The organism is Dictyoglomus thermophilum H-6-12, assembly GCF_000020965.1.
Classification (GTDB): domain Bacteria; phylum Dictyoglomota; class Dictyoglomia; order Dictyoglomales; family Dictyoglomaceae; genus Dictyoglomus; species Dictyoglomus thermophilum.
Genome location: NC_011297.1, coordinates 1,228,159 through 1,241,824, shown reverse-complemented (window position 1 = coordinate 1,241,824; position 13,666 = coordinate 1,228,159). Strand labels below are relative to the sequence as shown.

Below are 13,666 nucleotides of genomic sequence, written 5' to 3'. Positions count from 1 at the left end.
ATGTTAAAGTTACTCCTTTTTGGATATTATGGAGAGGGAAATTTGGGTGATGAACTGCTTTTAAGGAGTTTAATTTCTGTTTTTAGAAAAAATCATAAGGTTGGAATTTTGACAAATAAGGTAAACAAAGGTCAAAAAGATGACATTGTAGAATTCAACAAATTTTCTATCGAAATTTTGAAAGGAATAAGATGGACTGACGTGGTTATAGGTGGAGGAGGAGGTATATTTCAAGATAAGACTAGCAGTAAATCTTTTTACTATTATCTTTTTATTATTTTTTTATCTCTGCTTTTCAAAAAAAAAGTTTATTTAATTGGTCAAAGTTTTTCTCCTTTAAAAAAGAGAATAAACGGGTTTCTCCTGAGATTTTTTCTTAACAATGTAGAGAAAATATATGTGAGAGATTCCTTTTCAAAAAACTATCTTGAAAAACTCGGGGTTAGGTCTGACAAGATAATACTTTCTACAGATCTAGCCTTCTTATTAGATATACCCTTTCCTAGTAGAGAAGAAGATAAAAAAATATTAGGTATTAATCTTAGAAAATGGGGTAATTTAAATTTAGAAAACCTAAACTCTACTCTTGAGACTTTAATATCAAAATATGACTCTTTTTATTTTTTTTCTTTCCAGCAAGAAGACTCACAATTCTATGAAATCTTAAAAGATAAATTTAAGAAAATTGACTTGATAGAGCCTCAAGATCCTAATTTTTATGATTATTATTCTTCTTGTAGATTGTTTATAGGAATGAGGCTTCATAGTTGTATCCTGAGTGTTCTTTCAGGTATTCCTTTTATTGCGATATCCTATGATGAAAAGGTAGAGGCCTTTTGTCATGATATAGGATGGAAATTTATAATTAAGGACTTTTCATGGGATAAAATTTTGTGCTATGTTAATGAAATAGAAGAGAATTATAAAGACTACAAGGATTATTTGCTCTCAAAAGGGAAGATACTGAAAGAAAAAGCTAAAGAGGATATTGCTAATTTTGAAGAGGTGTTATGCAGATTGTAAATATATTAGGCATTAGGTTTTATGCTTTTGATAGTACAGAAGAATTTAAAAATGAGATTACAAAGTTCTTTGTAGGAGATAAGTGCATAAGTATTTTTACTCCTAATGCTGAAATGATTGCAAGGGCTACGGAAGATGAGAATTTTAGAGGGATCCTAATGAGATCTGAAATTAATTTACCTGACGGGGTTGGAGTTTTACTTCTTAGTAAGAAGATGGGATTTAATGTGAAAAGATTTCCTGGAATTGAAGCTATGCTTGAAATTTTGACTTTGGCAGAGACTTTAAAAGTGCCAGTTTACTTTTTAGGGGCAAAGAAGGAAGTAGTAGAGAGTATGGTAGATAGGTTGAAGTTGAGGTATCCTAATTTAGTGATTGCGGGTTATAGGGATGGATATTTTAAGGAGGAGGAAGAAGATAGTATTATTGAGGAAGTTAATAACTCAGGAGCAGGTATATTGTTTGTAGCTTTAGGTTTCCCTAAGCAAGAGATTTTTATCGATAGATATAAAAATAGATTAAATGTTAAAATAGCAATGGGAGTTGGAGGGAGTTTTGATGTTCTTTCCGGTAAAAAAAAGAGAGCACCTGAAATAATAAGGAAATTAAATTTAGAATGGTTATATAGGATATTACAGGATCCGAAAAGGATATTAAATAGAGTTCCAAACCTTATAAAGTTTATAAAATTTTATTTTAAGTATGAGTATTATGAGAAAAACAATTGAATTCTTAGGAATTTCTTTTGGAGCTTTTCTTATAGCTCTAAGTATAGATATCTTCTTAGTGCCCAACAAGCTTGTTGGAGGTGGAGTTAGTGGTATCGCCATTATTTTATATCATGTTTTCAAAACCCCTGTTGGTATTGTAATGCTTCTTTTAAATATTCCTATATTTTTGCTTGGTGTAAAAGTTTTGGGGCTTCATTTTGGGATAAAAACTATCTATGGTACGGTGATCCTTTCTTTATTTATTGATCTCTTAACTCTTTTTGGGCTTCCTCAAGTAAAAGATCCTATCCTTGCTACTGTATATGGAGGTATATTGGGGGGTATTGGGCTTGGAATTGTTTTCAAGTATGGAGGATCTACAGGAGGAACTGATATACTGGCTCAAGTGTTATCTCATTTTACAGGACTTAATCTTGGACAAGCTTTACTTATTATTGATGGTATAATTGTTCTTTCTGCTGGTTTTATTTTTGATTTTGTCTTAGCTCTTTATGCCTTACTTGTAATTTTAATTCAAGGTTATGCTATTGACCTAGTGCAACAGGGTCTATCTTATACGAAAGCGGCTTTAGTTTTCTCTGACAACCCTAGAGAAATCGGTGAAAAAATACTTAAGGGGCTTGGAAGAGGAGTAACAATTTTTTATGGTAAAGGTATGTATACTGGAAAAGATAGGGAAATTTTGTATTGTGTAGTAAGTCAATCTGAGGTTGGCAAATTAAAAGAGATAATTCATAGTTGTGATCCGAAGGCTTTTGTAGTGATTTCTCCAGCTCACGAAGTATTAGGGGAGGGATTTAAGTCTTTTCAGAGATGAAGAAAGAGATAATATTAGCATCTAATTCGCCAAGAAGAATTGATCTATTAAAGCATATGGGTGTTGATTTTAAAGTTGTTTCTCCAAATGTTGAAGAAGAGGGTAATGGAGAAAAAAGGTCTCCTGTTGAAGTAGTAAAAAAGAATGCCATAATGAAGGTTCAAAAAGTAGCTGAAGATTATAGAAATGCAATAATAATTGGAGCAGATACAGTGGTGGTTATTGATGGAGAGATAATAGGAAAACCTACTAATGAAAAGGATGCGAGGAGAATTTTAAGAAAATTGAGAGGTAGGTATCATTTTGTTTTTTCAGGTGTTGCTGTTATGGAAACGCCAGAAGATAAAGTATTAGTTTCGGTGGTAAGAAGTAAGGTGAAGATGAGAGATTACTCTGAGGAAGAAATAGAAAGATATATAGCTACTGGTGAACCTATGGATAAAGCTGGTGCCTATGGAATACAAGGGAAAGGTGCACTTCTCGTTGAAAAAATAGAAGGTGATTACTATAATATAGTTGGATTGCCTTTAGTAAGATTAAATTCTCTTTTAAATAGGTTAGGTTATAGCCTTTTATAGTTAGTCAAATTCTAAAAGGGAAAGAAGGAGGAGTTATGGCATTTAATTTTTTATCAGGACTTTTTTCAAAAGACTTAGGAATTGATCTTGGAACTGCTAATACAGTGGTATATGTAAGGGGAAAGGGAATTGTGGCTTTTGAGCCCTCTATGGTGGCTATAAGAAGAAGTGACAAGAAAGTTGTTGCAGTAGGGGAAGAGGCAAAAAAGATGTTGGGAAGGACCCCTGAAGAGATAGTTACTATAAGGCCATTAAAAGATGGTGTAATAGCTGATTTTGATGCAGCAGAAAAAATGATTCGTTATTTCATTGAGAAAGTACATAATAAGAGAGATTTTTTAGTGAGTCCTAGGATGGTTATAGGAATTCCTTCGGGTACAACGCCTGTTGAAAGGAGAGCTGTTATTGATACAGCATATTCAGCTGGAGCAAGAGATGTTTTGCTAGTTACTGAGCCTATAGCTAGTGCTCTTGGAGCAGATCTCCCTATTTGGGAACCATCAGGAAATATCATTGTAGATATAGGTGGTGGAACCACAGAGATAGCAGTAATTTCTTTAGGGGGAATAGTAGTGAGTACATCCATAAAAGTTGCAGGGGACGAAATGGATGAGGCAATAATTCATTATGTTAAGAAGAAGTACAATCTTTTTATTGGTGAGCGTACTGCTGAGGAAATTAAGATTAAGCTTGGTAATGTTGCTTTTGGAGAAGAAAATAAGGATTATATGGAAGTAAAAGGGAGAGATCTTTTGACAGGTGTCCCAAGAAATATTGAGCTTACATCAGAGGAGATAAGGGACGCTTTAAAAGATACTGTTGATATTATTGTAGAGTCTATAAGGGAGACTCTTGAGAAAACTCCTCCAGAGCTTGCTGCAGATATAATCGATAAGGGCATAGTACTTGCAGGAGGAGGAGCACTTTTGAGGGGGTTAGATAGTTATATCTCTGAACAGATAGGTGTATCAACTATAGTAGCAGAGGATCCACTTTTATGTGTAGTAAAGGGTACAGGAAAGATTATTGAAGAATTTGAGAAGTATAAGCAAGTTTTATCTAATGCGTCGGAAAACTATTAATGAAGAAAGATAAGAATATATGGAGACTATTTTTATTCCTTGTTTTTTTGTCCATAATTCTATGGGGTGCTGGTTATTTAGAAAATTTAGCTTTTTGGGTACAGTACTCTTTTAATCATTTTTTTACCAGTTTAGAAGATTTTTGGAAGGATTTTAAATCTTATATTACTGTTACTGAAAACTTGCAGAAAGAAATCTCGGATCTGCAAAAAGAAGTACTTAACTTATATAAAGAAAATCAAAATCTCAAACTTATTTTAGAGAATATAAAAAAGAGAGAAGATTATCTTCCATGGCTGAAAGACTTAGTTGATAGAAGAATTGAGATAGTTTATGCAGATGTTGTAGGTAGGGATCCTGTTAAGTGGAACTTGGAGTTAAAGATAAATAAAGGATATGCTGATGGAATAAGAGTAGGAATGGTGGTTTTATATAAAGATCAGGTGGTTGGTAGAATTATAAAGACGGAAAAATATTATTCCGTAGTAAGAACCATCTATGATCCTAATTTTATAATCGGTGTCACTGTTTTAGAAACTAAAGATCAAGGTATACTGAGGGGTGGGTATGACCATTTAGAGATGTCTTATCTTTTTTCTGATCATGGTATAGAGAAAGGAAATACTTTGATAACTTCTGGTACCGAGGATAATATTCCTTATGGCTTAAAAGTTGGCTACATAGCTGATCTAAGGGAGAAGGCAATATTATCTTTTTCTAGTATAAGAATACTACCTTTCGAAGATGTATCAAATATAAAGGGGGTTGCGGTTTGTCTAAGATTCTAACCTTTATTCTTGTTTTTTTGTTGGGAATTTTCCAAACTCAATTTAAGATTGGCAACGTGGTACCTGATTTATTGTTATTATTTTTCGTTTTTTTAGTTTTCAAGAAAATATATTTTCAAGGGATTTCTTTATTATTTATTCTGGTTTTGATGGCGCTTTCCTCAGCCTCTACCATCAGTATAATTCTATACTGGATAATCATAGAGATTATAATAAACATGTGGAGAAGAAGTTTTATATCTATCCATAAAAGTGCCTCCTTCTTTTTGATAATAAGTCTAAGTGTTTATTCTTTTATATTTTGGAGAACAGGTTATGCATTAGGTTTTAACTATTGGCTGGATTTATTAAAGTTCTTGAGTTTTAATTTATTGTTTTTTATTCCTTTTTATTTCTTACTTCCTGAGATATATTCTAATGAAGAACAAAAATGAGTAAAGAATTAGTGTTTAAAAGAATTATAGAGTTGGGATTAATACTGATCTTATTACGTCTTTTCTATCTGCAAGTGTACAATAAAGATTTCTATGCAGATCTTTCTGAAAGAAATTATTTAAAATCAATGGTGCTTCCAGCTCCTAGAGGTATCATTTATGATAGGAATAATAACATTTTAGCTGAAAATAAAATAGTTTATTCTTTATATTTGATTCCTCCTTATAAATTTGAAAAGAGTAAGATTAGTAAATTATCTGAAATAGTAGGGGTTAAGATCGAGGATATTCAAAAAATATACGAAAAAATATCTCCCTATATGCCGGCTTATTTATTAAAAAGGAAGCTTACTCCTAAGGAAATTATTTTATTAGAAGCGAATCGAGATAGTTTACCTTCTTTTACCATAAATATGGAATTTGATAGGTCTTATCCTTACGGAACTATTGCGGCTCACGTCTTAGGTTATATGGGAGAGGTTAGCAAAGAAGAATTAGAGAGTGAAGAGGCAGATTATTCTTTAGGAGAGAAAAGCGGAAAATATGGTTTAGAGGCAAGTTACGAGAAGGTATTAAGAGGAAAAAAAGGGTTTAGGGGAGTTTCTTTATATGCATCTAAGGATAAAAGAATCATTACTGCACAAAAAGATCCTATTCCTGGTAAATCAATTGTAACAAGTATTGATATTGAGCTTCAAAGGGTTGCTGAAGAAGCATTAGGAGAAGAAAAGGGAGTAATAATTGTTTCTAACCCATGGACTGGAGAAATTTTGGCTCTTGTTAGTCATCCCTCTTTTGATCCTAATAAGTTTATTGAGGGGTTTACCAAAAAAGAATGGGAGGATTTGATTAAAAACCCTGATAATCCCTTAAATAACCGTGCTATATCCTCTCTGTATCCGCCTGGTTCAATTTTTAAATTGATAGTTGCGCTTTCTGCTCTTGAAAATAAAAAAGTCTCTCCTGATGATAGGTTTTTTTGTCCTGGAGAATATTGGATGGGAAAGTATATATTTAAATGTTGGAAAAAGGGAGGCCATGGTCGTTTAGATTTCATTGATGGAATTGCTCAATCTTGTAATGTGGTATTTTTTAATGTAGGATTAAGGGTTGGTGACAGAGTTATCGAAGATTATGCCCGTAGATTTTTTTTAGATTCTAAGACAGGAATAGATCTGCCTGGAGAGTTAAGGGGTTTTATTCCTTCTCGAGAATGGAAAGGGAATAAACTAAAGGAACCTTGGTATCCAGGTGACACCCTTAATCTTTCTATTGGTCAGGGGTATGTACTTGTCACGCCTATAGAGATACATGCAATGATGAGTATTATCGCAACTGAAGGAATGCTGTATAAACCTCATTTAGTCTCTAAGATTATAGGGGTAGATGGGAGTGAGGAGATCGTCAAACCTGAATTAATAGGAAAAGTGAACATAAGCCCAAGCTCTTGGTCTGTATTAAAAAAGGGCATGAGAAAAGTAGTAGATGAAGGGACGGGTTTGGCTACTCGCATACCTGGAGTTAATATTTCGGGAAAAACTGGAACCGCAGAAAATCCTCATGGTGAAAGTCATGCTTGGTTTTCTTGTTTTTTCCCTTCGGAGAATCCTCAATATGTGGTTACTGTGTTTGTAGAACATGGCAAGAGTGGTGGAGGTAGGGCAGCACCTATAGCTAAAAAAGTGATAGAATACATAGTCAAGGGGGGAATAAAAAATTGAGTAAGATATTTTTTAAAGGCGATTTAAAAGAGGGAATAAAAATTGTTCTTGATCCAAGTCTTAATTGGGATGATATAAGAAGTTTAATTATTGCTGAAATAGAAGAAAAGAGTAGTTTTTTAAAAGGTAGTAGTATATATGTGGATTTTCAAGGTAAGGAAATAAAAGAAGAAGATTGGCAAGAATTTAGAAAAGAAATCTACGATAAATATGGTATAATGTTAAGCAAGGAACTTTTTAAGTTAAAAATTTCCAATTCTAATACTGCTAAGATAGTTTTAGGTCCTATAAGAAGTGGAAAACTTTTAAACGTTAAGGATAGCCTGCTTATTATAGGTGACGTTAATTCAGGATCAGAGATAATTTGTAACAGGAATGTTTTTGTTTTAGGAAAAGTTAGAGGGTCTATCTGGGCTGGATATGAGAATAACGATAAAGCTACGATTTTTGCTCTTGAGCTTGAGCCTGAAAAAATACAGATAGCAGGTTATATTCTAGACCTTTCTAAATTAAAAAAGAAAAACAATGAATTTGGATATTGGGTTTATGTGGAGGATGGAGAGATAAAAATAAGTAAATATTCAGGGGGTAAAAGGGATGGGTAAGGCTATCGTAATAACTTCAGGAAAAGGTGGTGTTGGAAAAACAACCGCGGTGGCAAATATTGGTACTGGACTTGCTATGAGGGGGTTTAAAACGGCTCTTGTTGACACTGATATTGGGCTAAGAAATCTTGATTTATTGCTTGGTCTTGAGAATAGAATAGTCTATAATCTTGTAGATGTGGTGGAGGGAAGGTGTAATTTAAGGCAAGCTCTTGTAAAAGATAAAAGATTAAACAATCTTTATCTTTTACCAGCAGCTCAAACGAAGGAAAAGGAAGCAGTAAGCATAGATCAGATGAGATCTCTTATTAATGAATTAAAGAGAGACTTTGATTTTGTCCTAATAGATTCTCCTGCTGGTATTGAACATGGATTTAGATCTGCTATATCTGGAGCTGATGAGGCTATAGTTATTACTACCCCAGAGGTTTCCTCTGTGAGAGATGCTGATAGAGTTATTGGCCTATTGGAAGCTAACGGATTTGGAGAGCCAAGGCTTATAGTGAACAGGGTAAGGTTTGATATGGTAAAAAATGGAGAGATGCTTGGTGTTGATGATCTTTTGGAGATATTGTCTATAGAGCTTTTGGGTATTATTCCCGAGGATGAGAATCTAATAATTAGTGTAAATAAGGGGGAACCTATAATATATGGTGCTGATAAATATAAATCTGGACTTGCTTTTAGTCTCATAGTAAAAAGGCTTCTGGGAGAAGATGTGTCTTGGGATGAACTTGAGAAAAATGAGACGTTCTTAGAAAGAATTTTTAAGTTCTTTAGAGGGTAAGAGGAGGGTGAGATGTTGCTGAGTACAATTTGGGGAAAGAGGGTTACCTCAAAAGATGTTGCAAAAGAAAGGCTTCAAGTTGTGTTAGTGTATGACAGGGCTAAAATCGAGCCCCAGCTTGTTGAGAAGTTGAAAGAGGATCTTATGAATACAGTGTCTAAATATTTGACCTTCGATTCAGATAACATAAAAATAGAACTGTCTAGTGAGGATAATAAATCAATTCTTAGGATAGATATACCACTTAAAGATTAGGAGTATGGATTTTCTTAAAGAACTAAATAAGGAACAATTAGAGGCTGTTCTTGAGATAGAAAGACCTGTTCTAATTTTAGCCGGTGCTGGATCTGGAAAGACCAGGGTTATTACCTATAAGATAGCTTACCTAATCAAAAATAATATTGCGAAGCCAGAAAATATTGTTGCACTAACTTTTACAAATAAAGCCGCAGAAGAGATGAAAAAGAGAATAAATAACATGTTAGGAGCAAAGGATGCCGATAAAGTATGGGCGGGTACTTTTCATGGATTTGGTCTATACCTCTTGAAGAATTTTGGAAAATATTGGAGTTTATCACCTTATTTTGTTATTTACGATGAGAATGATCAAGAAGATTTAATAAAGGATATTCTTAAGGATCTTAATAGAGCTAAAGATTATAATGCAAGAGATATAAAGGAGAAAATATCTCGTCTTAAAGATCAATTAATTACCCCTCAAGAATTTTCCAGTCTTATTTCCAATTCTTTTGATGAAATAGTTTTAGAAGTCTATAAAAGATATGAAAAAGAGTTGAGAAGGAATAATGCTTTGGATTTTGCTGATCTGCTTTTATATTCCATTAGGTTATTGCAGGAGAAACCGGCTATATGTGGCTTTTTACAAGATAAGATAGAATATGTACTAGTAGACGAATATCAAGACACTAATAAGGCTCAGTATGAGTTATTTAAAATTATTGTTCTTGATAAGCAAAAATTTTCTGTAGTAGGAGATGATGACCAAAGTATATATAGCTTTAGAGGAGCGGATTATCAAAATATCTTTAGACTTGAAAAGGATTTTAAGAATTTAAGAGTTATTTTTTTGACAAAGAATTATAGATCAACCCAACAGATTCTTGAAATTGCAAATGTGCTTATTGCTAACAATGATAAAAGATATCCAAAAGAACTTTGGAGTGACAAAAAAGATGGTACTTACCCTGTACTTTTTAGAGCATTAAATGAGGAAGATGAGGCTAATTTCGTTGCGCGTCAGATAAAACTTGAGGTGGCAAAAGGTAGAAGATGGTCTGAGATAGCTGTTTTATATAGAACTAATCGACAGTCAAGATCCTTTGAGGAGGCATTAATAAGGAATAATATACCCTATAAAGTTATAGGAGGAATGAGTTTTTTTGATAGGAAAGAAGTAAAGGATATAGTTGCTTATTTGAATGTTATATATAACCCTAATGATATAGTGAGTATGAAGAGAATAATCAATGTTCCACGTAGAGGAATAGGAGATGCTACGTTTAACATGATAAGGGAATATTATAATAAGGGCTATTCTCTGTTAGAGGCTGTGAAAGAAGTTTCAAAAATTAAAAAAGAAGTCAAATCTTTTTATGAGCTTTGGACTTACCTTTTAGTGTTAAAAGATAGTCTAACTTTAAGGGATCTAATTTCTACAATTATTAACAAGACAAATTACTTGTCGGAATTTGAGAACCAGGAGAAAAAAGAATTAGAAAATAGAATGGAAAATTTAATGGAACTTATGGATTTTGCAGATAATTTTTCAGGTAAAGCCCAAGATACTTTGGGAGAGTTCTTAACTCATTTAAGTCTAACTAATAGCAAGCTTGAAAGTACTTTAGAAGAAGGTAAGGTATCGCTGATAACTCTTCATAGTGTAAAAGGTCTGGAATTTGAGGTAGTTTTCTTGGTAGGTATGGAAGAAGGAATATTACCTCATTATAATGCGACCACAAAGGAAGAGATACAAGAAGAGAGAAGATTATGTTACGTGGGAATAACCAGAGCAAAAGAGAAGCTTTACTTATCTTATGCTGCCAAGAGATACAGCCGTTATCAGGAACCATCAAGATTTCTTGAAGAAATTTACCATCTTTTAACTGTTAAAAAATAGATAATTTATGGTATAATATTCCAAGAAAAGTCGGGGCGTAGCGCAGGGGAAGCGCGTCCGTTTGGGGTGCGGAAGGTCGCTGGTTCGAGTCCAGTCGCCCCGACCATTTTTTAATCGGGGCGTAGCGCAGTTGGCTAGCGCGCCTGCTTCGGGAGTAGGAGGTCGCTGGTTCAAGTCCAGTCGCCCCGACCACTTTCAGGGATGAAGAAATATTTTCATGCGTATATTTCAGGAATAGTACAAGGAGTGGGATTTAGATATTTTGCCTATAAATGGGCAAAGAGATTGGGTATTTCAGGTTATGTTAGAAATTTGAGAGATGGAAGAGTAGAAGTTGAAGCAGAAGGAGAAGAAGAAGCCTTAAAGGAACTTATTAAGAAATTAGAAGAGGGTCCATTAGGGGCTATAGTTGAAAGGGTTGATGTTAACTGGGGAGAGTATGGAAATAGATTTGTTGATTTTGAGATAAGGTGAGTAAAGATGCATGACTATGAATGGTATGTAGATTTGGTTGCTGAAGATCAGATGCATTGTTATAAGGTAGAAGAGGTGATAGTAGATCTTATATCCCCTTATCAAAAAATACAAATTATCAAAAACCCGACTTATGGTAAATGTTTAATAATAGACGGAAAAATGCAATCTGCTGAAAAAGATGAGTTTATTTATCATGAAACCCTTATTCATCCTGCTTTGATTTTACATCCTAATCCTAAGAATGTTCTTGTTATAGGTGCTGGCGAAGGTGCAACTTTAAGGGAACTTCTCAAATATGAAAACTTAAGTATCGTGGCAGTGGAAATAGATCCTAATGTAGTGGATTTTGCTGAGAAATATTTATGGGAATGGCATCAAGGTGCCTTTAGGAGTGATAGGGTGAGATTAGTTTTTGAGGATGGTTGGAATTTTGTTAGAGATACCAACGAAAGATTTGATGTAGTAGTTCTTGATTTGCCAGAACCTTATCCAGATACTCCAGCTTATAGATTATATACTGAAGATTTCTATAAGATGGTTTATAATATCCTTAACCCTTCAGGCATAGTGGTTACTCAAGCTGAAACTGTTCAATTAGGTCAAGAATACAAACATTTTAATATTAAAAAAAGTTTTAGTGCGGTATTTAAGAGTTCTTATTCTTATCAAACTTTTATTCCGTCTTTTGATGGAAGTTGGGGTTTTCTTATAGGTTCAAGGGATAATTTAGATCCTTTTAAACCTGTTGATGTTATTAATAAATTAATTAGTCAAAGAATAAAAGGTGAATTAAGGTATTACGATGGAGAAACCCATAATCATCTTTTCCATTTACCAAAGTATTTAAGAGGGGCTTTTTAAAGGCCTTGGATTTTAAAAAGTTTGATACTCCAGAGTATGAACATAAAAGAAGAAAATTAGTTGAGATTTTAAAAGACGAAGGTATAAAATCTCAAAAAGTGCTGAATGCTATCTTAAAGATACCAAGACATATGTTTGTTCCTCAAGAGTATTTGAGTTTGTCCTATGAGAATGAAGCTTTACCTATAGGATATGGTCAAACAATCTCTCAACCTTATATTGTAGCTTTGATGACAGAAGCTTTAAATCTTCAGGGAAACGAAAAAGTTTTAGAGATAGGAACGGGATCTGGTTATCAGACCGCTATACTTGCAGAGCTCGCTCTTGAAATCTATACCGTTGAAAGAATAAAAGAATTATTAGAGGAAGCAAAGAAAAGGTTAAGAGTATTAGGTTATAATAATGTTTACTTTAAACTGGGGGATGGTACTTTAGGATGGGAAGAGTTTGCTCCCTATGATAGAATTATAGTTACAGCAGCTTCTTATGACATTCCAGAACCTTTGAAAGAACAACTAAAAGATGGTGGGATAATGGTTATTCCCATAGGAGGAAGAGATTTTCAGTATCTTTATAGGATAACGAAGAAAGGTGATAACTTTTATAGGGAAAATTTAGGAGGTGTAAGATTCGTTCCATTGAAAGGGGAATATGGATGGAAAGATTAACTAAGATTGATGAGTTGGAGATTTTAAGAAGAGAAGCTGAAAATTGTAAGAATTGTTCTCTATGGCAGCAAAGAACCAACTTGGTTTTTGGAGAAGGGAATCCAAATAGCTCTATAATGTTTATAGGTGAGGCTCCAGGGTTTCATGAAGATCAACAGGGAAGGCCTTTTGTAGGAGCTGCTGGAAGGCTTCTTACAGAACTCATAGAATCGATGGGCTTGAAAAGAGAGGATATATACATAGCAAATGTTTTAAAATGTAGGCCTCCTAATAATAGAGAGCCTCTTCCTGAAGAGATAAAAGCATGTTTTCCCTTTCTGAGACGTCAGATTGAGATTATAAATCCGAAGGTTATATGCACTTTGGGTAGATATGCTGCTTATGCCATATTAGGACACTCGGTAAATATCTCTAATTCTCACGGTAAGGATTATGTTGTTGATGGGAAGAGGATTTTTGTTACTTATCATCCTGCTGCTGCTCTTTATCATGGAAAACTTCTTGAAAATATTAGAAAAGATTTTGAAAAATTAAAAGAATTATATGAATTAACGTTGAAGTCAGAAGAAGAGCAAAAGGAGACAAATAAGAAAGAGAAAGAACAGCTTTCCTTTTGGTAAATTCTTAAAAATTTACGAAGGGAGATGATCTTTGTCATGGATAAGGAAGCAATATTAAAAGGATTAGATGGTTTTTCAAAGTTAGCAAAACAGGATATGCTTATGAGTATTCATACAAAAGATCCTGAGTATTGGAAAAAAAACGCTGAGGCAAGACATGATAAATATAAGGAATTGTATAAGCTTGTAGAAGAATTAGGATTAGAGGCAGCTATCGAGAAAACGGTTGAAGAATATAAAAGTCTTAAAGATGAAAGTGATCCTGTTGTAAGGGGAAAAAAGAGAGCTTTAGAGAGTTTCTTTGTTTTGGTTGGGATAGATCCCTCACAATTATAAT

General features: G+C 33.7%; 17 protein-coding genes and 2 tRNA genes. All 19 read left to right on the top strand.

What is annotated here, in order from left to right:
• The 19 genes from csaB (at position 1) to DICTH_RS06190 (ending at position 13,665) form a co-directional block, all read left to right on the top strand.
• Positions 1-1,023, top strand: a complete 1,023-nt coding sequence (gene csaB / locus DICTH_RS06280) for a polysaccharide pyruvyl transferase CsaB (RefSeq protein ID WP_012547940.1) — start codon at positions 1-3, stop codon at positions 1,021-1,023.
• The gene (locus tag DICTH_RS06275) at positions 1,011-1,751 is read left to right on the top strand and encodes a WecB/TagA/CpsF family glycosyltransferase (RefSeq protein WP_012546907.1); all 741 of its coding nucleotides are present in this window, start codon (positions 1,011-1,013) and stop codon (positions 1,749-1,751) included. Before csaB ends, DICTH_RS06275 begins: the two co-directional genes overlap by 13 nt.
• Positions 1,735-2,571, top strand: a complete 837-nt coding sequence (locus tag DICTH_RS06270; RefSeq protein WP_012546980.1) for a YitT family protein — start codon at positions 1,735-1,737, stop codon at positions 2,569-2,571. The genes DICTH_RS06275 and DICTH_RS06270 overlap by 17 nt, the downstream gene beginning before the upstream one ends.
• The gene (locus tag DICTH_RS06265) at positions 2,568-3,149 is read left to right on the top strand and encodes a Maf family protein (RefSeq protein WP_012548209.1); all 582 of its coding nucleotides are present in this window, start codon (positions 2,568-2,570) and stop codon (positions 3,147-3,149) included. Before DICTH_RS06270 ends, DICTH_RS06265 begins: the two co-directional genes overlap by 4 nt.
• Positions 3,150-3,184: 35 nt before the next feature.
• Positions 3,185-4,231, top strand: a complete 1,047-nt coding sequence (locus tag DICTH_RS06260) for a rod shape-determining protein (RefSeq protein WP_012547186.1) — start codon at positions 3,185-3,187, stop codon at positions 4,229-4,231.
• Positions 4,231-5,019: a rod shape-determining protein MreC gene (gene mreC, locus DICTH_RS06255; RefSeq protein ID WP_012547431.1), complete on the top strand. Its 789-nt coding sequence runs from the start codon at positions 4,231-4,233 to the stop codon at positions 5,017-5,019. The genes DICTH_RS06260 and mreC overlap by 1 nt, the downstream gene beginning before the upstream one ends.
• Positions 5,004-5,453, top strand: a complete 450-nt coding sequence (locus tag DICTH_RS06250; protein WP_012548747.1) for a hypothetical protein — start codon at positions 5,004-5,006, stop codon at positions 5,451-5,453. Before mreC ends, DICTH_RS06250 begins: the two co-directional genes overlap by 16 nt.
• The gene (gene mrdA / locus DICTH_RS06245; RefSeq protein WP_012547701.1) at positions 5,450-7,174 is read left to right on the top strand and encodes a penicillin-binding protein 2; all 1,725 of its coding nucleotides are present in this window, start codon (positions 5,450-5,452) and stop codon (positions 7,172-7,174) included. The genes DICTH_RS06250 and mrdA overlap by 4 nt, the downstream gene beginning before the upstream one ends.
• Positions 7,171-7,779, top strand: a complete 609-nt coding sequence (locus DICTH_RS06240) for a septum site-determining protein MinC (RefSeq protein ID WP_012547670.1) — start codon at positions 7,171-7,173, stop codon at positions 7,777-7,779. Before mrdA ends, DICTH_RS06240 begins: the two co-directional genes overlap by 4 nt.
• Positions 7,772-8,566 (top strand): septum site-determining protein MinD, encoded by a 795-nt coding sequence (minD, locus tag DICTH_RS06235; RefSeq protein WP_012548796.1) that lies wholly within the window; start codon positions 7,772-7,774, stop codon positions 8,564-8,566. The genes DICTH_RS06240 and minD overlap by 8 nt, the downstream gene beginning before the upstream one ends.
• A gap of 12 nt (positions 8,567-8,578) precedes the next feature.
• Entirely contained in the window at positions 8,579-8,821 is a 243-nt protein-coding gene (gene minE / locus DICTH_RS06230; protein WP_012547453.1) for a cell division topological specificity factor MinE, read from the top strand.
• A gap of 4 nt (positions 8,822-8,825) precedes the next feature.
• Positions 8,826-10,703, top strand: a complete 1,878-nt coding sequence (locus tag DICTH_RS06225) for an ATP-dependent helicase (protein WP_012547125.1) — start codon at positions 8,826-8,828, stop codon at positions 10,701-10,703.
• Between the two features lie 31 nt (positions 10,704-10,734).
• Positions 10,735-10,809 (top strand) — tRNA-Pro (locus DICTH_RS06220).
• A 9-nt stretch (positions 10,810-10,818) separates the two neighbouring features.
• A tRNA-Pro gene (locus DICTH_RS06215) sits at positions 10,819-10,895 on the top strand.
• A gap of 9 nt (positions 10,896-10,904) precedes the next feature.
• Positions 10,905-11,177: an acylphosphatase gene (locus DICTH_RS06210; RefSeq protein ID WP_012547838.1), complete on the top strand. Its 273-nt coding sequence runs from the start codon at positions 10,905-10,907 to the stop codon at positions 11,175-11,177.
• A gap of 6 nt (positions 11,178-11,183) precedes the next feature.
• Positions 11,184-12,041, top strand: coding sequence for a polyamine aminopropyltransferase (gene speE, locus DICTH_RS06205; protein ID WP_012547113.1), 858 nt, complete (start codon positions 11,184-11,186; stop codon positions 12,039-12,041).
• A gap of 5 nt (positions 12,042-12,046) precedes the next feature.
• Complete coding sequence (locus DICTH_RS06200; RefSeq protein WP_012548097.1) at positions 12,047-12,709, top strand: protein-L-isoaspartate(D-aspartate) O-methyltransferase; 663 nt, start codon at positions 12,047-12,049, stop codon at positions 12,707-12,709.
• Positions 12,697-13,329, top strand: a complete 633-nt coding sequence (locus tag DICTH_RS06195) for a uracil-DNA glycosylase (protein ID WP_012548389.1) — start codon at positions 12,697-12,699, stop codon at positions 13,327-13,329. The genes DICTH_RS06200 and DICTH_RS06195 overlap by 13 nt, the downstream gene beginning before the upstream one ends.
• Positions 13,330-13,365: 36 nt before the next feature.
• The gene (locus tag DICTH_RS06190) at positions 13,366-13,665 is read left to right on the top strand and encodes a hypothetical protein (RefSeq protein WP_012547563.1); all 300 of its coding nucleotides are present in this window, start codon (positions 13,366-13,368) and stop codon (positions 13,663-13,665) included.
• Position 13,666: the final 1 nt, after the last annotated feature.

Bases quoted from the DNA above. Each gene is read 5' to 3' on its own strand.
- mreC (WP_012547431.1), top strand. From the start codon at position 4,231: ATGAAGAAAGATAAGAATATATGGAGACTATTTTTATTCCTTGTTTTT.
- DICTH_RS06260 (WP_012547186.1), top strand. From the start codon at position 3,185: ATGGCATTTAATTTTTTATCAGGACTTTTTTCAAAAGACTTAGGAATT.
- DICTH_RS06225 (WP_012547125.1), top strand. From the start codon at position 8,826: ATGGATTTTCTTAAAGAACTAAATAAGGAACAATTAGAGGCTGTTCTT.
- csaB (WP_012547940.1), top strand. From the start codon at position 1: ATGTTAAAGTTACTCCTTTTTGGATATTATGGAGAGGGAAATTTGGGT.
- speE (WP_012547113.1), top strand. From the start codon at position 11,184: ATGCATGACTATGAATGGTATGTAGATTTGGTTGCTGAAGATCAGATG.
- minD (WP_012548796.1), top strand. From the start codon at position 7,772: ATGGGTAAGGCTATCGTAATAACTTCAGGAAAAGGTGGTGTTGGAAAA.
- mrdA (WP_012547701.1), top strand. From the start codon at position 5,450: ATGAGTAAAGAATTAGTGTTTAAAAGAATTATAGAGTTGGGATTAATA.
- DICTH_RS06210 (WP_012547838.1), top strand. From the start codon at position 10,905: ATGAAGAAATATTTTCATGCGTATATTTCAGGAATAGTACAAGGAGTG.
- DICTH_RS06275 (WP_012546907.1), top strand. From the start codon at position 1,011: ATGCAGATTGTAAATATATTAGGCATTAGGTTTTATGCTTTTGATAGT.
- DICTH_RS06190 (WP_012547563.1), top strand. From the start codon at position 13,366: ATGGATAAGGAAGCAATATTAAAAGGATTAGATGGTTTTTCAAAGTTA.
- DICTH_RS06195 (WP_012548389.1), top strand. From the start codon at position 12,697: ATGGAAAGATTAACTAAGATTGATGAGTTGGAGATTTTAAGAAGAGAA.
- minE (WP_012547453.1), top strand. From the start codon at position 8,579: ATGTTGCTGAGTACAATTTGGGGAAAGAGGGTTACCTCAAAAGATGTT.
- DICTH_RS06270 (WP_012546980.1), top strand. From the start codon at position 1,735: ATGAGAAAAACAATTGAATTCTTAGGAATTTCTTTTGGAGCTTTTCTT.
- DICTH_RS06265 (WP_012548209.1), top strand. From the start codon at position 2,568: ATGAAGAAAGAGATAATATTAGCATCTAATTCGCCAAGAAGAATTGAT.